The organism is Embleya sp. AB8, from assembly GCF_049739465.1.
In the GTDB taxonomy this organism is placed as follows: Bacteria; Actinomycetota; Actinomycetes; order Streptomycetales; family Streptomycetaceae; genus Embleya.
In genome coordinates, this window is sequence record NZ_JBMHHY010000006.1 from 37,826 (window position 1) to 57,636 (window position 19,811).

Below are 19,811 nucleotides of genomic sequence, written 5' to 3' on the forward strand. Positions count from 1 at the left end.
CGGGAACGGGGCGCTCGCGGTGCGGCGTCGGCCCGTTGATCGGGCTCGACGTCAGCCCTTCAGTTTGCTCCGCTGGTCCGGGCACAGGCCGCCGACGGCGAGGCCGCCCGCCATCGCCCAGGACCCCGGGTCGGGCTGCGCCATGGCCAGCTCCTGGAAGGATTTGCCCGCCCTGAGGTCCGAACAGATGCCCTTGCCCAGGGCGATCAGCTCGGCGTCCGACTTCGACTTGAGGCTGGGCACCATGTTGCGGGCCAGGTCGAGATACTGCTTCTGCTGGGTGTTGCCGACCGGCGGGTCGCCGCCGTCCTCGGTCCGCACGGGGGACGTGGGCGGTTGCGCGCCGCCGGTCCGAGGCGCGCTCGACGACCCGGACGAGCTCTTCGCGCTCGGTGTCGGCGCGCCGGGCACGGCGCTGCTGCTCGACGCCACGTCCTTCTTCTTGTCGTCGCCGCCGGAGAGCCCGATCGCGACGAGCGTGCCGACGATCGCGAGCACCGCGACCACGGAGAGGCCGATCCACAGGCCCTTGCGGCTGCGCTGCGGCGGCGGGTAGCCGCCGCCCTGCGGGTAGCCGCCCGGGTATTGCGGCGGGCCGTACTGGCCGGGCGGGTACGCCGGCTGCGGCGGCTGCTGGTACTGGCCGGGGTACGGCTGCGGCTGACCCGGGTAGGGCTGCTGTCCGTACTGCGGTTGGCCGGGCGGCTGGTACGGGTCCTGGCCGGGCGGCGGCGGGTAACTCACTCATCCCCCATGAATGTCGGATCGTCGACTCCGCCGGGCACGACGCACGGATCATCCGAAAGTAGGACGAAATGCTTTGTTTTCTGCCTGCGGAGAGGAGCGCCATGGTCATGAAGCACCCGGCCGTTGTCAAATGCATTTCGTGCCGCGGCAACCGGCCCGGTGCGCTCAGACCGCGGCGACCACGATGTCCAGTGCCCATGGGGTGCCGCCCTGCTTGGGTTCGGCGGTCTCCACCGTCCAACCCAGTTCGCGCAGCGCGTCGGCCAGTTCGGCCGGGTTGCGCGGTTCGGCGCCGGAGACCAGCAGATCGCGGGTCACCCGGCCCTTGGTCGCCTTGTTGAAGTGGCTCACCACCGAGCGCTTGGCCACCCCGTCCACGATCCGCTCGTGCAGCACCCGCACGGTCGCGGTGCGCGCGGCCACCGCGCCGGCCGGCTTCCAGGCCGCGCCGTAGGCCGCCGAGCGCAGGTCGAGCACCAACTCCTCGCCCGCGAGCCGGGGCAACACCGGCGCCATCACCGCGCGCCACTGCCCCGCGAGCGCGCCGATGCCCGGCAGCCGCACGCCCATCGAGCAGCGATACGGCGGCACCCGGTCGGTCGGCCGCAGCGCGCCCCACAGGCCGGAGAAGACCAGGATCGACCCGGCCGCGCGGGCCGCGGCGGCGCCGGTGAGCGAGGGCAGGTCGAGTGCGTCGTAGAGGACACCCGTGTAGAGCTTGGCCACCGGCAGCGCCGGCGCCTCGCGCAGATCGAGATTGCGCAGCACCTCGCCGTGCAACTTCGGACCGAGCCCGAGCACCTCGAGCGCCTTGCGTTCGTCGCCCTCGCACAGGGTGATCAACGAATCGAGCACCTGCCGCCGCACGGAGTTCAGTTCCGGCATCGAAAGACCCGCGAGATCGAGCGCGTGGCCCGCCCCCGCAGCGGCCTTGCCCTCGGAGGGCGGCAACAACACGAGCACGGGCGGGACTCCAAGCGGCGCGGGCGGATCGGGGGGCCGATCAAGTTTATGGGGCCGACCCGTGCCGATCGTGTCGCGGCGGCCCCGGGCGCGCGGGCGAATAGCCGTGAAAGTCCCCGTCAAAGTCCTGTGCACCGAAGCGGATCTTTCCTAAGCTCGATCCGTGCCTCGTCGCCATCTCCACATCAGGTCCGCCGACGGTGATCGCCTTCGCGCCGGTTTCACCCGGCTGCGCGCGGATCTGGGGCTGCCCGGCCCGTTCACCCCGGAGGTCCTGGCGGAGGCGGACGCGGCGGCCCGGCGCGGGCCGGTGTTCGCCCGCCGGGACCTGACCGAACTGCCCTTCCTGACCATCGATCCGGCCGAATCCCTGGACCTGGACCAGGCGATGCACCTGGTCCGCCGCGGCGCCGGCTACCGGGTGCACTACGCGATCGCCGACGTGGCGGCCTGGGTCACCCCGGGCGGTGCGCTCGACGCGGAGACGATGCGCCGGGTGGAGACCCTCTACCTCCCCGACGAGCGCATCCCACTGCATCCGCCGACCCTGTCCGAGGCGGCGGCCAGCCTGCTCCCCGGCCAGGACCGGCCCGCGCTGGTGTGGGTGCTCGATCTGGACGAGGCCGGCGACCTGGTCGGCACCGACGTCTTCCGCGCGCTGGTGCGCTCGCGGGCCCGGTTCGACTACGCCCGGGTGCAGCACACCATCGAGGCCGGCACCGCCGAAAAGCCGCTGGCGCTGCTCGCCGAGATCGGCCGGCTGCGCGAGGCGCGCGAGAGCGATCGCGGCGGGGTGAGCCTGCCGATCCCCGAGCAGGAGATCGTCGAGCACGGCGACACCTGGCGGCTGGAATACCGCGCGCCGATCCCGGCGGAGGGATGGAACGCGCAGATCTCGCTGCTCACCGGCATCGCCGCCGCCGATCTGATGACCCAGGCGGGCATCGGCATCCTGCGCACCCTGCCCGAGCCGCCGCCGGACGCGCTGGCCCAGGTCCGCCGGGTCGGCCGGGCGCTGGACGTGGCCTGGCCCGAGGGCGGCACCTACGGTGCGGTGATCCGCTCGCTGGATCCGGACAATCCCCGCCATGCGGCCTTCCTCCAGGAGGCCACCGGGCTGCTGCGCGGCGCGGGCTACACCGCGTTCGACGCGGGCGCCCCGGAGCAGGCCCGGCACGCCGCGGTGGCCGACGAGTACGCCCATGTGACAGCGCCGTTGCGGCGCCTGGTCGATCGCTATGCGGGCGAGATCTGCGTGTCCCTGGTGGGTGGTACCGAGGTGCCGGAGTGGGTGGGCGCCCGGCTGTACGAGTTGCCCAAGGCGATGGAGACCGGCGACCGGCGGGCGCACGAGGTCGAGCGCGAGGCGGTGGCCCTGGTCGAGGCGGTGGTCCTGGCCGACCACGTCGGCGACGAGTTCGACGCGGTGGTGGTGGATCTGAACGAGCGTGGTGACGGCGGCACGGTACAACTCGCCGAACCGGCCGTCCGGGCCCGCTTCGACGGACCGGGTCTGGGCCTGGGCGAGCGGGTCCGGGTCCGCCTGACCGAGGCGAACGACGTGCGGCGAAGGGTGCGGTTTGCTCCCGCTAGACTGACCGACACGGCGGATGAGTCGGCCGGGCGGTCGCGTCGGGATTCCTCCTCGGAGGGTTCCGCCGAGGAACGTCCGGGCTCCACAGGGCAGGGTGGTCGGTAACACCGACCCGGGGTGACCCGCGGGACAGTGCCACAGAAAACAGACCGCCGGCGTCCTCGGACGATCGGTAAGGGTGAAACGGTGGTGTAAGAGACCACCAGCGCCCGAGGTGACTCGGGCGGCTAGGTAAACCCCACCCGGAGCAAGGTCAAGAGGAGCACCGTAGAACGTGCTCTGCGCGAACGTTCGAGGGCGGCCCGCCCGAGTTCGCGGGTAGACCGCTGGAGGCTGTCGGCAACGGCAGTCGTAGATGGATGGCCGCCTCCCCGGGCGCCGCAAGGCTCCCGGGAGACAGAACCCGGCGTAGAGGCCGACTCATCCGCCGCCTTCGCCTTCGGCCCCGTCCGACAAGACGGGACGTGACAACACGAAAGCCCCGGCCTGGGCTGTTGAACGCTCAGGGCTCGGGGCTTTCGAAAGTTTGGTCCTCCGCGTGTTCCGCCCGGAATCCTACTGGCGGGCACGCTGAAGGCAGTTCCGACTATGCCACATCGCGGCGGCGGGGTCAAACCCTTGTTCGATCCGCGCCGCCCGATGTCACGCGCCGCGCAGGTGCGCGGTCTCGTTGAACACCCGCAGTGAGGCGTTGCCGTCCGACCACCACTGGACCGCGCTGATCGCGGCCGCGGACAGCTCCATCCGGAACATCGACTCCGCCGGCGCGCCGAGCGCGATCCGGACCAGGGTCTTGATCGGCGTCACGTGGGTGACCACCAGGACGGTCTTCCCGGGGTATCGGGCGATCGTCTTGTCCCGGGCCACCTCGACCCGGCGGGCCACCTCGGTGAAGCTCTCGCCGCCGGGCGGGGCCGCGTCGGCGGAGGTCAGCCACGCGTCCAGCGCGTCCGGGGTCTGCTCGCGCGCCTCGGCGAAGGTCAGCCCCTCCCACGCGCCGAAGTCGGTCTCCCGGAAGCCCGGTTCCTCGCGCACCTCGAGTCCGAGCCGCTGCGCGACCGCGTCGGCGGTCTGCCGGCAGCGGCTCAGCGGCGAGGACACGATCGCCTCGATGGTGCCCCGCTCGGCGAGCGTCTCGGCCGCGCGCGCGGCCTGCCACCGGCCGCGCTCGGACAGGTCCGGATCGGCGCCGGTGCCGGAGAAGCGCTTCTGCGGGGTGAGTACGGTCTCGCCGTGCCGCAGCAGCACCAACGTGGTCGGGCGGCCCAGGTCCGGACCCCAACCGGGCGCGGTGGGGCGGACCTTGGTGGTCACCGGCGCGTCGGCGACCGGCGCGACCGGCGCCTGGGCGCGGGGCGTGGCGAAGGCCGTCGAGTTCTGCGGGGTCCACGGGCGGCCCTTGGCTGCCGCGTCCATCGCCTCGTTGGCCAGTCGGTCGGCGTGCTTGTTCCGCTCCCGGGGGATCCAGGTGTAGGCGACCTGCCCGGGCGGAAAGATGCCCCGGGCCTTGGCCGCCAGGTCGCGCATGTCGGCGTGCTTGATCTTCCAGCGGCCCGACATCTGCTCGACCACGAGCTTGGAGTCGGCCCGCACCTCGACGCTCGCCGTCGCGTCGATGGTGTGCGCGGCGGTGAGCCCGGCGATCAGGCCCCGATACTCGGCCACATTGTTCGTGGCCACGCCGATCGCCTCGGCCACCTCGTGCAGCACCTCGCCGGTGTCGGCGTCACGCACCAGCGCACCGTAGGCCGCCGGGCCCGGGTTGCCCCGGGAACCGCCGTCGGCCTCGACGACGAGCCTCACAGGCCCGACTCGGCCGTGCGGACGAGGATGCGCCGGCAGTTCTCGCAGCGCACGATCGTGTCCGCCGCGGCGGCCCGGATCGCGCCGAGGTCGGTGATCCCCAACTCGAGTCGGCAACCCTCACAGCGGCGCTGGAACAGCGGCGCCACGGCCACGCCGTGCGACTGCTCGCGGATCTTCTCGTAGAGCTTGATCAGGTCGGCCGGGATCGCCGCCGCGATCACCGCGCGCTGCTTGGTGGTGGCGGTCGCCTCGGTGTCGATCTCCGCCTCGGCGGCGACCCGACGGGATTCGGCCGCGTCGCGCGCGGCCTGCGCCTCGTCCCGTTCGGCGACCAGCTTGGCCAGCCGGCCCTGGATCTCCTCGCGGTGTTCCATCACCTCCAGGACCACCTCTTCGAGGTCGCCCTGGCGCTTGGCCAGCGAGGCCACCTCGCGCTGGAGGTTCTCCAGGTCCTTGGGCGAGGTGACGTGGCCCGAGTCCAGGCGCTGCTGATCACGTTCGGCGCGCTTGCGGACCTGGTCGACGTCCTGCTCGGCCTTGGTCTGGTCGCGGGCCGCGTCGCTCTCCTCGGTCTCGCCGGCGACCACGAGGTCGCGCAGCCGGGCGAGCCGGGAGCCGAGCCGGTCGATCTCCTCGTTCTCCGGCAGTGTGCGCTTCTTGTGGGCGAGCAGGTCGATTCGCGAGTCCAGGGCCTGGAGATCGAGCAGGCGGAGCTGGTCGGCGGGCGCGGCGTTCAGCGGGGGCTCCTTGGGTGCGATCCGGGTGGGCGGGATTGGTTTCCCACCCGCCCACGCGTTGCGTTTGGTGAGTGGGCTTCGGTGTTACCGGCGACCGGTGGGCCGATCGGGCCTGGTGACGAACGTCCATGGGTCGGTGACTAGTTCCGACACGTGGGTTTCCACCGTAGTACCGGTTGCCGCGAGCGCACGGGTGAGTTCGTCGGCCGCGAATGCCAGCCACGGCCACTCGGTGGCCCAGTGTGGCGCATCGAGCAGCGCGGGGCCGCCGTGCTCCAGTGCCTCCGAGGCCGGATGGTGGCGCAGGTCGGCGGTGACATAGACATCGGCGCCGCGGCGTCGGACCGCGTCGAACAGGCTGTCCCCGGCGCCGCCGCAGACCGCCACGGTACGCACCGGGCGGTCCGGGTCGCCCGCCACCCGCAGTCCGGTCGCGGTGTGCGGCAGCGCCCGGGCGGCGCGGGCGGCGAACGCGGCGAGCGTCTCGGGCCGGGCCAACTCGCCGATCCGGCCGATCCCCCGACATTCGCCGGGCTCGGCCGAGAGCGGTTCCAGCGGCGCGAGGACGGTCAGCCCGAGGGCGGCGGCGAGGGCGTCCGAGACGCCGGGGGCGGCCGAGTCGGCGTTGGTGTGCGCCACGTGCAGCGCACAACCCCCGGTGATCAGCGTGTGCACCACCCGTCCCTTGAATCCGGTCGCGGCGACCGAGTGCACGCCGCGCAGGAACAGCGGGTGGTGGGTGACCAGGAGGTCGGCGCCGCGGGCGAGCGCCTCGTCCGCGACCGCCTGCGTCGGGTCGACGGCGAACAACACCGAGCGCACCTCCGCGTCCGGGTCGCCGCAGACCAGCCCGACCGCGTCCCAGGATTCGGCCCAATCGGGGTGGTAGATCCGTTCGAGGGCGGTGACGACGTCGGAGAGCTTGGGCACGAAGGGAGGTTACCCCGCTACGGCGGTCGGCCCGGATTCGGGCATCCCGGACGGGAGCCGACACAGCATCCCGACTCGCCCTCCGATTGTGCGAACTCGACCCCATCCGAAGCGTTTGTGCGGTAGGCAGGCTCGCACTGTCGTACGACGACGAGGGGAACGACGACGATGGTGCACTGTCTGCTCTGCGGTACGCCGTATCCGGAGACCGACGCGTATTGCCCGGGCGAACAATGCGGCACCGACCTGCACGGGCAGCGGATGGGCGATCCCGCGCTCGCGGTGCAGGCCTGGTGCGAGCCTCGTCGGATCACCGCGGCTCCCGGCGAGACGGTCATGGTGACGCTGACCCTGCGCAACGCGGGCAGCGCGCCGGATCGTTACGACCCCGAGCTGCCCCGGGACGCCGGCCGCCGGATCGGCCTGGACCGACCCGGACCGCCGGACGTGTATCCGGGCGAGGAACGGGTGTGGACCATCGTCTACACGGTGCCGCCGGACATCGAGGAGCAGCTCGCGCCGAGCGGGATCTTCGGACTCGGCGAGGTCGGCACCGACAGCGGCGGCAGCGCGTTCGAGGACACCGAGCATGTGGTCGAGGAGACCGACGTCGCGGTGCGGGTGGTCTCGGAGCGGGACATGCGGGTGGCGGCGTGCGCGCCGTTCTCGGTACGGGTGGTGGCCACCGGCGACGAGGCGGCCGGCGGGCGGGCGGCGGGCGCGCCGCCGGATCCGTACGACGGGGAGCGCGGGCGTCGGGCCGGCAATCGGCGGACCAGGATCGCCGCGGCCGTGTTCGGCACGGTGGCGGCGATCGTGGTGGCCCTGCTGATCGGCATGGCGATGGCGGGTTCGGACGATACGAAGCCCGCCGCGAAGACCCGGCCGAGCACGGCGGAGCCGTACGCGACGACCGCCGGGCCCGGGCCGACCACCGAGGCGCCGGTGACCAGTACGCCCGACCCGTCCGACTCGGCCGGCCCGAGCAGCAGCGCGCCGGAGCGGCTGACCGTGCCGAACGTGGTCGGGATGACCGAGGCGCAGGGTGTCGCGGTGCTCCGGGAGAAGGGCTTCCGGGGAACGGTCAAGGGCAGCGGCGGCACCATCGTGTCCACCGATCCGGCGGCGGGGCGAAAGGTGGATCGGGATCAGGCGGACGTCGTGGTGGTGATGTCCGGGAGCCGGACGACCGCGCCGGCCACTCGGCCGGTGACCACGGGGTCACCCGCCGACTCGACGCCGCCGGTGTCGCCGACGACCACCGTGCCGCCGCTGCGTGGTCTGTCGGTGTCCGAGGCCGACTCGCAGTTGGCGAGTGTCGACCTGGTGGCGAAGTTCGTCCAGGTGCCGACGGACGGTGTCCCCGAGGGCACGGTGATCGGCTCCTCGCCGGCCGCCGGGACGGCGCTCGGGCGGGGCTCGACGGTGACGGTGAACGTGGCGAGCGCGCCGAGCGGGGCCTCGCCGACGCCGCGTTAGTGCCGCGCCCGGCGATGTCGTCGCTCGCATACCGACTGCTCACGAACAGTTACCTCGATGCCGCGGTGATCCGGCTCGACGGCGGGATTCGCTTTCAGCCGAAGTAGCGATAAGCACTGCGAATCAGGACGATTCGCCCGGCATCGGCCCGCAATGGTCGGCGCGCCCGTCCCAATGATGTTGGGATGGGGGCGTGAGCGATCCGACCTCCGCGTGGCAGCGTCCCCTGCCCTTTCGTCTGCCCGGCCTCGCGCCGCCGATCCGCCGCGATGTCGCCATCGGCGGCGTGGTGCTCGCGGGCGCGCTCGTCCTGCTGATCACCAAGTCCTACGTGATCTGGAGCGTCTGGGACCCGAGCCAATGGTTGCGCCTGCTGCCGCTGCTCCTGCTCACCGTCGCGGAGTGTCACCGCAGCACTTCGCCGCGCTTCGCGCTGTTCCTCGCGCTGGCCTGCGAGGGCGTGGACATCCTCCTCGGGCCCTCCATCGGTGCCCTGATCATGTGGTCGGACGTGCTCTACGCGGCGTGCCTGTACGGCAGTTCGCGGCTGGCGTTTCGGCTGCTCTACGGCAACGTCGTGGTGCTGATCGTCGGCGCGGGCACGATCTGGGCGATCGTCGGCAGCTTTCGCGCCTTCGTCCTGTCCGTGTTCTACATCGGCCTGGTCGCCATCTCCCCCGTGCTCACCGGCTTCTCGGTGCGCGAGCATCGGGAGAAGGCCGAGGTGGAACGGCTGCGCGCGACGCAGACCGCGCGGCTGGCCGAACTCGACCATCAGGCCGCGGTGGTCGCCGAACGGGCGCGGATGGCACGCGAGTTGCACGACGTGATCGCGAACCACCTGAGCGCGGTCGCGGTCCAGTCCACCGCCGCGCTGTCCGTGAAGAGCCTGGACGAGGCCCGGCTGCGCGAGACGCTCGAGGTGATTCGGGAGAGCAGTGTGCAGGGGCTCACCGAGATGCGCCGGATGATCGGCCTGCTGCGCTCGGAGCACACCCCCGAGGAGCCGGTGTCGGTGCCGCGCCTGGCCGAGACCGATCGGCTCGTCGAACATGTCCGCCGGGCCGGGCTGATCGTCGACATCGAGGTCACCGGCGTGGTGCGGGAGTTGCCGACACCGGTCGATCTGGCCGCCTACCGGGTGGTCCAGGAGACCCTGACCAACGCGCTCAAGCACGCCACGCCGCAGGAATTGCGCATGGTGTTCGCCTATCGCACCGATGATGTGGTGATCACCAGCGACAACGGGATCGATCCGGAGCATGTGACCCGGCTGCCCGGCGCGCGCGCCGGCCTGGTCGGCATGTCGGAGCGGGTGTCCCTGCTCGGCGGCGTGTTCGAGGCCGGGCCGCGCGACGGCCGGTGGCACGTACGGGCCGAACTCCCGTGCGGCGACGACGTGGTGCTCGACGCCACGAACAACGCCTCGACGGGGCCGAAGGGTGGGACCGGGTGAACGATCTCGCGACGTTGCGGGTGCTGGTCGCCGAGGATCAGGCGGCGGTCCGGGCCGGCCTCGTGTTGATCCTGGACGCCGCGCCGGGCATCGAGGTGGTGGGGCAGGCCGCCGACGGTGCGGACGCGGTGGCGCTGGCCCGGTCGTTGCGCCCGGACGTGGTGCTGATGGATGTGCGGATGCCGCGCCTGGACGGGATCAGCGCGACCCGGGAGCTGACCGCGGACGGGCTGGACGTACTGGTGCTGACCACGTTCGACCTGGACGAGTACGTGTTCGGCGCGCTGCGCGCGGGCGCCGCCGGGTTCCTGCTCAAGTCCGCCGACGCGGACCGCCTGGTCGAGGCGGTGCGTCTGGTCGCGCGCGGCGACGGATTCCTGGCACCGGAGGTCACCCGGCGGCTGATCCACGCGTTCGCCGGGCCGCCCGGATCGCGGCTCGCCGAGGGCCCCGAGCCGGCCGACGAGGCGCTCGCCTCGCTCACCCCGCGCGAGCGCGACGTACTGGGCTGTCTGGGCCGGGGCATGTCGAACCAGCGGATCGCCGAACACCTGGACATGGCCGAGGCCACCGCCAAGACGCACGTGAGCCGCATCCTCACCAAACTGGGCCTGCGCAGCCGGGTCCAAGCGGCGATTCTGGCCCAGCAGCGCGGAATCGGCGAGTAGTCCGAACAGCCCATCCCCAGCCGCATGGTTGTGCCCGTGTCGGCGCGCTGACCTGCGCCGACGACCGGTGTTCGGAAATATGCAGATCAACTGACGAAGCAACCCCCAACGCAGGTCACTTCACTCAAAGGGGTGAAGGCGGCCGCAACTCGTTGAGGTGGCCCGAACGCGCTGCGTACGGTCATGCCGTCCCGCCGGGGGGAGCGATCCGAGGCGGGGCGGCCACGTCGGCGACCCGGACACCCGGTCGTCCGACCACCGTTTCCGGGCATCGGCCGACGAGCGTGACGCGTCTCGTCGACCGGAGCGCGAGGGCTCAGTCGAGGGGGGAAGTCCAGGGATGGCTACGACGACTCGTGGGCACCGTGCGGAGCGCACCGGCGGCCACGGCGCGCCGGGTACGAACCTGGTCGACCGGGTCCGTGCGGCGCTCGACCGCGACGCGGTCGGTGTCCGGGAACAGGCATCGAACGAGCCGGCGCCGACTTCGACCTCCGCCGCCGGCGAGGGTGACTGGGATGTCCGCTCGGACGACTTCTGGTGCACCGTACGACCGCCCGGGCACGCGGTGCGGGCGCAGGGTTGGAAGATCCACGTCAGCGCGCGGACCGGGGACGCGCCGAATGTGCTGGGCCGGGTCTGCGATGTGCTGCTGCCGCGCCGGGTGGCATTCAAGTTCGCCGGTGACGTGGAGCGGCTGCGGCTGCTCAACTCCCGGGAGGCGGACCGGGCTTCGGCGGGCAAGTTCATCACCGTCTATCCGAACGACGACGAGCAGTTCATGGAGTTGGTGGACGCCCTCGACGAGGTGACGCGCGAACTCACCGGCCCCGGCATCCTGTCCGACCGGCCGTGCCGACCCGGCAGCGTGGTGCACTACCGCTACGGCGGGTTCGGCCGGCGGGCCGTGCTCGGCAACGACGGCGGCTATCGCGCGGTGCTCACCGATCCCGACGGACTCGCCGTGGACGACCCCCGCGAGGCGTGGTTCACCCCGCCGCCGTGGGCGCCCGATCCGCTGGTGGAGCGGGCCCGTTCGGCCGCCGCGGCGCCGGCCGCGGCGCGCCCGCCCGGGGTGCTGATCGGCGGCCGGTTCGCGGTCACCTCGGCGCTGCGGCACTCCGCCAAGGGCGGCGTGTTCCTGGGCAAGGACACCTCGACGAACGCCGACGTGGTGGTCAAGCAGGCTCGTGCGCACATCGAGGTGGACCGCTCCGGGCGCGACGCGTGCGCGGCGCTGCGGCACGAGGCGGTGCTGATGCAGCGGCTCGCGCACACCGGGGTGACGCCGCGTCAGGTCGCGCTCCTGGAGGAGGCCGAGACGATCTTCCTGGCCCAGGAGCGAGTGCCCGGCGAGCCGTTGCGCACGTGGGTCGGCCGACACGCGCAGGACCCGGACGTGCCGTGGCCGCAGGCGCGCACGCTGGTCGAGGGGCTGCTTCGGCTGGTCCGGACCGTGCATGGCGAGGGGTTGGTGATCCGCGACCTGTCACCGACGAACGTGCTGGTCGGGCCGGATCTCGCGGTGCGGTTGGTGGATCTGGAGTTGGCCGCCGAGAGCGGCACGCGGGCGGGGGCGGCGGGCACACCCGGCTATCGGGCGCCGGAACAACGACCGACGGCCGGCGGTGAGCATCCGGCCCATCCCTCGGCCGACCTGTACAGCCTGGGCAGCCTGTTCTTCCTGCTGGCCACCGGCGCCGACCCGGCCCTGCCCGAGGACGTCGGGACGAGCCGCACCACGGTGGAACGCCTGGGTGCCTGGCTGGAGTCGGCGGCGCGCGCGGGCGAGACGGCACGCCGGCTGGCACCGGCGATCCGGGGGTTGTGGCACGAGGACCCGGCGCTGCGGTGGACCGGCCGGCGGCTGCGGGGGTTTGTCGACGGGTTGGGCGAGGGGGGCGGCGATCCGGGAGCGGTGGTCGGAGCCGGGCGGCGGGATGTGCCCGATGGGCCTCGGCCGCATCCCGATACCGAGGGCGACAAGGTGCCGCCGCATCCGCAACCACCGGAGGACGACCTGCTCCTTCGGGACGGGCTGGCGCATCTGATCGCCGGCATGACACCGGGGCGGGTGGACCGGTTGTGGCCGATGACCGCCGGCGCCGCGACGATGGATCCGTGCAGTGTGCAGTACGGCGCGGCCGGTGTGCTGGGGGTGTTGGCCCGGGCCGCGCACACCACGACGCTCGAACCCCGGCTGCGCTACGCGCTGCACCGCGCGGTCGAGGACGGCGCGACCTGGCTGCGCGATCGGGCCGCCGCCGAGCCGGTGCTGCTGCCCGGATTGCACTTCGGCCGCTCCGGGACCGCATGGGCGCTCTACGACGCGGCGACACTGCTCGGCGACGCCGAACTGGCCGCCGGCGCGCTCGACACGGCGCTGCGCGTACCGATCGTGTGGCCCAACCCGGACGTCTGCCACGGCGCCGCCGGGGCCGGCCTGCTCCAGGTCCGGATGTGGCGGGCCACCGGCGACGAGCGGTTCCGGGAGCGGGTCCTCACGTGCGCCGACGCGCTGCTCGGCGCGGCTCGCGGGGCGGGCGAGCTGACCCTGTGGCCGGTGCCGAAGGACTTCGACTCGCGGCTGGCCGGCGCCGCGCATCTGGGCTTCGCGCACGGCGTCGCGGGCGTGGGTACGTTTCTCCTGGACGCGGCCCTGGCCACCGGCCACGAGCGCTACCTGGCGGGTGCCCGGGCCGCGGCGCGGACCCTCGCCCGCACGGTGCGCACCGACGGCGACACCGCGTGGTGGCCGCAGGGGCCCGGTGATCCGGCGGGCGTGCGGCTGGCGTACTGGTGCAGCGGTTCGGCCGGGGTGGGTACGTTCCTGGTCCGCCTGTGGCGCGCGGACGGCGATCCGCAGTACCGCGAACTGGCCGAGCGGGCGGGCTCGGCGGTCCGGCGGGCCCGCTGGCACTGCGGCACCACGGCCTGTCACGGCCTCGCGGGCAACGGCGAATTCCTGCTCGACCTGGCCGAGTTCCTCAACGACCCGACGTATCGCGGGTACGCCGGCGAACTCGCCGACCAGCTGCGGGTGCGGACCGCGCTGATCGACGGGCTGCGGGTGCCCGCCGACGAGAGCGCGACCGGCGTGTCCGCGTCGTACGGCACCGGGACCGCCGGGGTTCTCGGTTTCCTGCTGCGGCTCGGGCACGGCGGCGGGCGGCTGTGGCTGGACGGCTCGGCGGGCCCGGAAGGTTCGGGCGGTTCGGAGGCGTCGGGCCCGTCGGGTCGGTCGCACGGTGCGGGCGGTGCGGGCGCGTGAGCACGATGGTGGCGACTCGGCCGTTACGCCGGATCAGTTGGTCGTTCGCGGCGGACGGTGGGCATGCGGCGTGTCTGGCCACGCCGGGCGACGGCAGTTGGCGGGTCGAGTCGTGGTCGTTACGGCCGGGACGGGCCAGTGGCGCGGTGCCGGTGGGCACCGGGACGCCGGAGCGGCTGCACACCCAGTTGCTGGCCCTCACCGACGGTCGGGTGCTGGTCTGCCGGCATCAGCCGGGGCGGCACGAGGTGGCCGTCCTGGAGGCCGACGAGGCGGGCAGCGAGCGGCACTTGACCACGGTGCGGCTGCCCGGCCTGCGGCTGCTGCCGTATCCGGGTCCGGACGCACTCGCGCTGGCACTGGGTGCGGACACCACCCCGTCGACCACGGTGTGGTTGGTCCGGGAGGACGGCCGGTTGGACACCGTGGCCGAGTTGTCGGGTCTGTACAGCGGTGGCGTCTGGCTCGACCCGACCGGTCGCCGACTCGCCCTCGACGAGGTGCGGGCGGGGCGGATCAAGACCGTCGCGCTGGACTTCGAGACGGCGACCCCACGGCCCTTCCTGGAGCTGACCGAGGACAGCAACGACCGGCTCCTGCTGGCCGATCCGGTCGGCGGACTGCTGGTGATCGCCAGCGACGCGCCGGGCAGCGATCGGCTCGGCTGGATCCGGCTGCCCGCCGATCGTGGGCAGGCGCCGGGGCAGGTGCGCTTCCCCGAGGCGGTGCACGTCCCGGACGCGCAGGTACGGCCGATCGCGATCGCGCCGGACGGCCGCCGGGTCGCGGTGCAACTGGATCGGGGGGCGCTCTCCCGGTTGGCGGTCTGGACCCCCGAGGACGGCCGAATGCTCGAAGTGGCCACGCCGGACGGGTGTCTGGGCGGGGTCGGCCGATGGACCGGGCAGGGGTTGCGGATCCCGTTCTCCGCGCCGGATCGGCCCAGTTGCCTGGCCCGGCTCGAGCCGACCGAGCCGGGGTCGTGGCGACAGGACGGCGAGCCGGGTCCGTTCATCGGCTTCGACGACGCGGCGCGCCCGGTGTGGCGACCGGCGCACCTCGAACTGCTCGTCGGCGGGACCGGTCCGGTCGAGTCGATCGTCTACGGCGGGCCGAATTGGCGCGGCGCGGAGCATGTCCTGCTCGCCCTGCACGGCGGTCCGGCCTCGGCCTGGCGGTTCGAGTTCGACCCGCTGCTGCAACGGCTCGCGGCGGCGGGCATCGCGGTGGTGGCGCCGAATCAGCGCGGCAGTGTCGGGTACGGCGCGCGCTTCGCCCGCGAGTTGCACGGTGCGTGGGGCGGGCCGGACCTGGCCGACGTAACCGCGATCGGGCGCACGCTGGGCGCCGAGCGGGCCGCGTTCGGGCTCGCGCCGCCGGCCCTGTTCGGGGTCAGCTACGGGGCCTACCTCGCGCTGTTGGCTGCGGCGCTCGCGCCGAACGTGTGGTCGCGGTGTCTGGCGGTCGCGCCGTTCCTGTCCGGGCCGAGGTTGATCGCGGAGGCCTCGTTGCCGATCCGCGCACTGATGACCCGGCTGGGCGGCGATACGGAGTACGTCGACGAGTCGGGGCCGCGCGATGTGCTCGCGTTGTGCGATCGGATCGTCGTACCGCTGCTGTTCGCGCACGGCGACCGGGACGACACCATCCCGGTCGGCCAGTCCCGGACCCTGCGCCACACGCTGCTCGCGCGCGGTCGGGTCGAGGGCGCCGATTTTCGTTACCTGGAGCTTCCCGGTGTGGGCCATGAGGTCCTGACCGGGGATGGGGCACCCGAACTCCACGCCCGCCTGACCGGTTTCCTGCAAACCGGCCGGGTGTGACGTACCGGGGGAATCGCCCCGCAACACCCGTCGCGGGCAACCGCTCGCGGCGGCCGCACCGTCCCGAAGGAGATCACCATGGAACACATCGAGACCGACCTCGCCGCCCTGCAGCAGCTCCCCGAGACCGAGTCGGTCGAGCTGGGCGGGCACGGCGGCAACGGGTGTCAGTTCACCTGCCTGCTGATCACCTGCCTGATCTTCACGATCAGCTAGTCGGGTAACCCGGGTAGTCGGGCTGGCCCGACCACCCCCGACGTCGGGATTCGGGCCGGTGGACCGGTCTTCGACCCCGGCAAGTACGAACCCGGGACCGGGAGTTCCTGCCGGAATCAGGAGCTCCCGGGCACCGGGCCGAGGTTCAGCATGGCAATCCGAGCGGGTGCGGCCCAGTGGGCACGCCGCTCGGCGCCGGATTTCCTCTCGACGGCGCGTGTTCGTGCGCCGGTTCGTTCGATGACCCGTTCGACGGTCCGCGCATCCGAGGAGGCACGCCGTGGCCGATGTCCCGATAGCCACACCGGTTGCGCCGGGCCGGTCGGGTGGGATCCCCGGGCTCGGCGGATCCGCCGGGCCCGCCGAGCCGCCGCGGGCGGATCGCACCGGGACCGGGTTTCGGGCCGCGTTCCGGATCGCGCCGTGGCCGACCGGCGTCCTGTGTGTCGCCGTCCCGGCCGGGTCGATCGCCGCGCTGTTGTTGCCGGCGGCGGTGGCCGGGTCGGTGGACGCCGTGGTGGGTGGCGGTTCCGCGTGGGGGTCGACCATCCGGCTGGTGGCCGTACTCGCCCTGGGCCTGCTCGCGGGTGTGCTGGTGGAGATCGCCGGTCCCGGACTCGCCGCCGCGTTGACCGCTCGATTGCGACGGATGCTCGCGATTCGGATCACCGATCTCGGCACGGGGGCGCGGAATCCTTTTGCCGCCGGGGACGTCGCGTCGCGCCTGGTCGGCGCCGCGCCGGACGCGGCCGGCCTGGTCCCCGCGCTGCTCGGCACGCTCGGCGCGCTGGTCACCTCGCTCGGCGGGATCGTCGCACTGGCCCTGATCGATCCGTGGCTGGCGGTCGGCTTCGTCGCCGGACTGTTGCCGGGCCTGGTGGTGGTCCGCCTGTTCATGGCCCGGGCGACCGACCTGTTCACCCGCTATCAGGTGGTCCAGGGCACGGTGGCCGCGCGGTTGACCGACGCACTCACCGGAGCCAGGACGATCCGGGCCTGCGGCACGCGCGATCGCGAGATCGCCCGGATCCTGGCCCCGCTGCCCGAGCTGTCGGCGGCGGGACACGGCCTGTGGCGGGCCCAACGCACCGCGGTTGCCCGGGTGTTGCTGCTCGCCCCACTGGTCGAGTTGACCGTGCTCTCGATCGCGGGGTGGTTGCTCGCCGAAGGCCGGATCCCGCCCGGGCAGTTGGTCGCGGCGGCCGGATACGCGGCACTGGGCCTGGGATTCCTGGAGCAGGTCGAGGCGCTGGTCGGCGTCGCACACGCCCGGGCGGGCCGGGCTCGGGCAGCCGAACTGCTTGCGGTCGAGCCGGCGGGATACGGCACGGCGCGCACCTTGCCGCCGGGGCGGGGCGAGTTGACCTTCCGGGGTGTGCGGGTACGGGTGCCGGACGGCCGGGTCGTGCTCGACGGGATCGACCTGACGGTGCCGGCGGGCACGTGTGTGGCGTTGGTCGGGGCGTCCGGGTCGGGCAAGTCCACGCTGGCCGCACTGGCCGGGCGGCTGCGCGAGCCGGACGAGGGCGAGGTGCTCCTGGACGGGCTCCCGGTGACCCGGTTGGCGCGCGGCGAGTTGCGGCGCGGGGTCGCGTACGCCTTCCCACGACCGGTCCTGGTCGGCGCGGATCTGGCGGGGGCGTTGGCGTACGGCCGACCCGGGGCGGGTTCGGCGGCGGTGGTGGGGGCTGCCCGGACGGCCCACGCGGACGACTTCGTCCGCCGGCTCCCGGCGGGCTACGCGACGCCGACGCAGGGCCTCGCGCTGTCCGGCGGCGAGGTGCAACGGCTCGGTCTGGCCCGGGCGTTGGTCCAGGACGCCCGGGTACTGATCCTCGACGACGCGACCAGCGGGCTCGACACGGTCACCGAACACCAGGTCCGGGAGTCCTTCCGCGCCGCGCTGGCCGACCGAACCCGCCTGATCATCGCGCACCGCGCGACGGTGGCAGCGGACGCCGACTTCGTCGTCTGGCTCGACGCCGGCCACGTCCGGGCCATCGCCCCCCACGCCGAACTGTGGCACGACCCGACCTACCGAGCGGTCTTCGGCGGGCCCGCCCCCGAGCCCGAGCGGAACACGGACTCGTGAGCGAACCGGTCTCGGAGGGTGCGGGGGCGCGAGCCGAAGGGGGATCCGCCCCGGGGCTCGGGGACGGCGCGACACGGCCCGACAGGCGCGGGACGGGCCGACCCGGAGGCGGTGGTAGCGACGACGGCGCGACGGGTGTCGATTCGGCGCGGGCCAAGGGCGATCGGCCCTTCGGGACTGCGGCGCGGGAGGGACACGGTGCGTGGGTCCGGTGTTCGGCGGTGTCGGTGGACGGCGCGCCGATGGAGGGGCGCTCGGCGCCGATCGCCGATGACGAGACGACGAAATCCGGCGAGCCGGCCGGGGTCGAAGGGGGATGCCGGATGACCGACGAGGGACACCGAACCGACGTACCCGAGCCGAGGGAGCGTCGCCGGGTGGTGATCCCGGTCTGGGCACTCGGCGACGCGGGCGCCGACATCGAGGCAGCTCTCGGGCGCGGCGAGGAATCCCCGGACGCGAGTGCGGACGACGGCGGGGCGGCGGAACCCGTCGTGGGAGGCGGGCCCGGCGGGCGCCGAACGCGGGTGGTGATCCCGGTCCGGGAGATGAACGCGCCGAGCCCCGAGCCACCACGCGCGGACGCCTACGAGGGTGAAGAAGCCGAACGCACCACCCGAGGGCGCCGGTGGCGCCGAAGCACGGGAGAGGGACCGGGCGGACGACGGCGCCGGGTGGCGGCACCGGTCGGCGAACTCGGCGTTACCCGGGGCGACATCGAGGCGGACATCGAGGCAGTCAGGGAGAAGGGCGGCGCGGCGGCCGGAGCGGTGGTCCGGGGCGGCCGATGGGGGCGGAGTCTGCGGGAGCGGGCGGTGGCCTCGGCCGGGGAACTCGGCGATGCCCGAACAGACATCGGGACCGGCATGGCGGACGACGGCGCGGCGGTCGAGCCACTCGTCCGGGGTGGGCGACGGCGCCGGGTGGTGCCACCGGTCGGGCAACTCGGCGATGCCCGCGCGGACATCGGGGCAGGCACGGACGGCGGCGGCGCGGCGGTGGAGCCCGTCGTCCCCGGCAGGCGCTGGGGACGGGGCCGGGGACAGAGCGGATTGCGGCGGCGGGCGGTGGCCCCGTCCCGGGAGTTCCCGGACGCCGACGCCGACATCGAGGCCGTTCCGGAACGGGGTGAGCATGCGCCGGACTCGGGCGCATACGGCGGTGCGGCGGTTGTCGACCAGGGGCGTCCGTGGCGACAGGGCGGGCGGGTGTACATCGTTCCCCTCGACCGCAGGGTCGCCGACGTCGGGGGCGATCCGGCGCCGGGCGAGGGTGAGTTCGGCCAGGAAGAGGCCGCCGGCGAGAGGCGGCGAGGTCGAGGCCGGGCGGGACGCCGAACCCCCGTCGGAGCGGTCGACGAAATGTCGCAGCCCGCCGGTGAGTCGGCCACGCCGCCACCCGGGACGGGCTCGGCCGACCCGGATGACCCGCGCGGCTCGGATCCGCACCGCCGACACTCGACGCACCAGGCTCCCGAGCCCCTCACACCGACCGGCCGACCCACCGCCGGCCCAACACGATTCGCCCCTCCTCCGGCACCGCCGACCCCGGCTGCCACTCCCCCGGCCACGGACCCACCCCGAGACCGAGACGCCGAGCGGCCGCGGTCCATCCGAGGAGGCCACGGTCGCCGACGCAAGCCCCGACCGGAATCACCCCGAATCCGGCGAAGTATGCGCGCTTCGCGGCCACTTCCCGAGAACCGACTGCCAACCCCCCAGGCGGCCGACGCCGAGGAACCACCCGCCACCCCACCGCAAGGCATCGACCCAACCCCACCCCGCCGCTCCGGCGCCGCCCACCGCCGTTCCCGCTCGCGCAGGTCCGACCCGGCGCAGAACACGCTCCCCGAGACCACCCCCACCGACCCGGACGGCACGCCCACGCCTACGCCGGGAACGGCCCAAGACGATGGTTCGCCAATGCCCGGCACCGAGCAATCGCCGCCTGGGCAACACCGGTTCGACCCGGCCGAGCAGATGCTTGGGGCTGCCTCCGCCGACCCGGGTAACCGGGCCGCCGGCGAGCC

At 73.5% G+C, this 19,811-nt stretch carries 12 protein-coding genes, 1 other RNA gene and 1 pseudogene; 9 read left to right on the forward strand and 5 right to left on the reverse strand.

Annotated features, from left to right (window positions below; translation table 11 throughout):
• Nucleotides 1-51: 51 nt before the first annotated feature.
• Together ABIA38_RS10290 and yaaA are read right to left on the reverse strand one after the other, a co-directional pair.
• A complete protein-coding gene (locus ABIA38_RS10290; RefSeq protein ID WP_424638213.1) occupies nucleotides 52-744 on the reverse strand; it encodes a DUF732 domain-containing protein in 693 nt (230 codons plus the stop codon).
• 168 nt (nucleotides 745-912) lie between these two features.
• On the reverse strand, nucleotides 913-1,710 hold the full coding sequence (yaaA, locus tag ABIA38_RS10295; RefSeq protein WP_424638214.1) for a peroxide stress protein YaaA: 798 nt from the start codon (nucleotides 1,708-1,710) through the stop codon (nucleotides 913-915).
• Between the two features lie 310 nt (nucleotides 1,711-2,020).
• Here yaaA and ABIA38_RS10300 point away from each other — a divergent pair.
• A pseudogene (locus tag ABIA38_RS10300) lies at nucleotides 2,021-3,241 on the forward strand (RNB domain-containing ribonuclease); the annotation flags it as partial.
• An 80-nt stretch (nucleotides 3,242-3,321) separates the two neighbouring features.
• An RNA gene (rnpB, locus tag ABIA38_RS10305) (RNase P RNA component class A) lies at nucleotides 3,322-3,731 on the forward strand.
• A 215-nt stretch (nucleotides 3,732-3,946) separates the two neighbouring features.
• On the opposite strand, the gene ABIA38_RS10310 is transcribed toward rnpB, so the two are convergent.
• From ABIA38_RS10310 to ABIA38_RS10320, 3 genes are all read right to left on the reverse strand, one after another.
• Nucleotides 3,947-5,107 carry a bifunctional RNase H/acid phosphatase gene (locus ABIA38_RS10310; RefSeq protein ID WP_424638215.1) on the reverse strand — a complete coding sequence of 387 codons (1,161 nt, stop codon included), beginning with the start codon at nucleotides 5,105-5,107 and terminating at the stop codon, nucleotides 3,947-3,949.
• Nucleotides 5,104-5,847, reverse strand: coding sequence for a zinc ribbon domain-containing protein (locus ABIA38_RS10315; RefSeq protein ID WP_424638428.1), 744 nt, complete (start codon nucleotides 5,845-5,847; stop codon nucleotides 5,104-5,106). The genes ABIA38_RS10310 and ABIA38_RS10315 overlap by 4 nt, the downstream gene beginning before the upstream one ends.
• Before the next feature lie 84 nt (nucleotides 5,848-5,931).
• On the reverse strand, nucleotides 5,932-6,777 hold the full coding sequence (locus ABIA38_RS10320; protein WP_424638216.1) for a Nif3-like dinuclear metal center hexameric protein: 846 nt from the start codon (nucleotides 6,775-6,777) through the stop codon (nucleotides 5,932-5,934).
• Between the two features lie 168 nt (nucleotides 6,778-6,945).
• Between ABIA38_RS10320 and ABIA38_RS10325 the strand changes: the two genes are divergently transcribed.
• The 7 genes from ABIA38_RS10325 (at nucleotide 6,946) to ABIA38_RS10355 (ending at nucleotide 17,782) form a co-directional block, all read left to right on the forward strand.
• Complete coding sequence (locus tag ABIA38_RS10325; RefSeq protein WP_424638217.1) at nucleotides 6,946-8,256, forward strand: PASTA domain-containing protein; 1,311 nt, start codon at nucleotides 6,946-6,948, stop codon at nucleotides 8,254-8,256.
• Between the two features lie 193 nt (nucleotides 8,257-8,449).
• The gene (locus ABIA38_RS10330) at nucleotides 8,450-9,712 is read left to right on the forward strand and encodes a sensor histidine kinase (RefSeq protein ID WP_424638218.1); all 1,263 of its coding nucleotides are present in this window, start codon (nucleotides 8,450-8,452) and stop codon (nucleotides 9,710-9,712) included.
• Nucleotides 9,709-10,380, forward strand: a complete 672-nt coding sequence (locus ABIA38_RS10335; protein WP_424638219.1) for a response regulator — start codon at nucleotides 9,709-9,711, stop codon at nucleotides 10,378-10,380. Before ABIA38_RS10330 ends, ABIA38_RS10335 begins: the two co-directional genes overlap by 4 nt.
• 340 nt (nucleotides 10,381-10,720) lie before the next feature.
• A complete protein-coding gene (gene lanL / locus ABIA38_RS10340; protein WP_424638220.1) occupies nucleotides 10,721-13,651 on the forward strand; it encodes a class IV lanthionine synthetase LanL in 2,931 nt (976 codons plus the stop codon).
• 5 nt (nucleotides 13,652-13,656) lie between these two features.
• On the forward strand, nucleotides 13,657-15,474 hold the full coding sequence (locus ABIA38_RS10345) for an alpha/beta fold hydrolase (RefSeq protein ID WP_424638429.1): 1,818 nt from the start codon (nucleotides 13,657-13,659) through the stop codon (nucleotides 15,472-15,474).
• A 78-nt stretch (nucleotides 15,475-15,552) separates the two neighbouring features.
• The gene (locus ABIA38_RS10350) at nucleotides 15,553-15,690 is read left to right on the forward strand and encodes a VenA family class IV lanthipeptide (protein ID WP_406281762.1); all 138 of its coding nucleotides are present in this window, start codon (nucleotides 15,553-15,555) and stop codon (nucleotides 15,688-15,690) included.
• Nucleotides 15,691-15,970: 280 nt separating this feature from the next.
• Nucleotides 15,971-17,782: an ABC transporter ATP-binding protein gene (locus tag ABIA38_RS10355; protein ID WP_424638221.1), complete on the forward strand. Its 1,812-nt coding sequence runs from the start codon at nucleotides 15,971-15,973 to the stop codon at nucleotides 17,780-17,782.
• Nucleotides 17,783-19,811 lie beyond the last annotated feature (2,029 nt).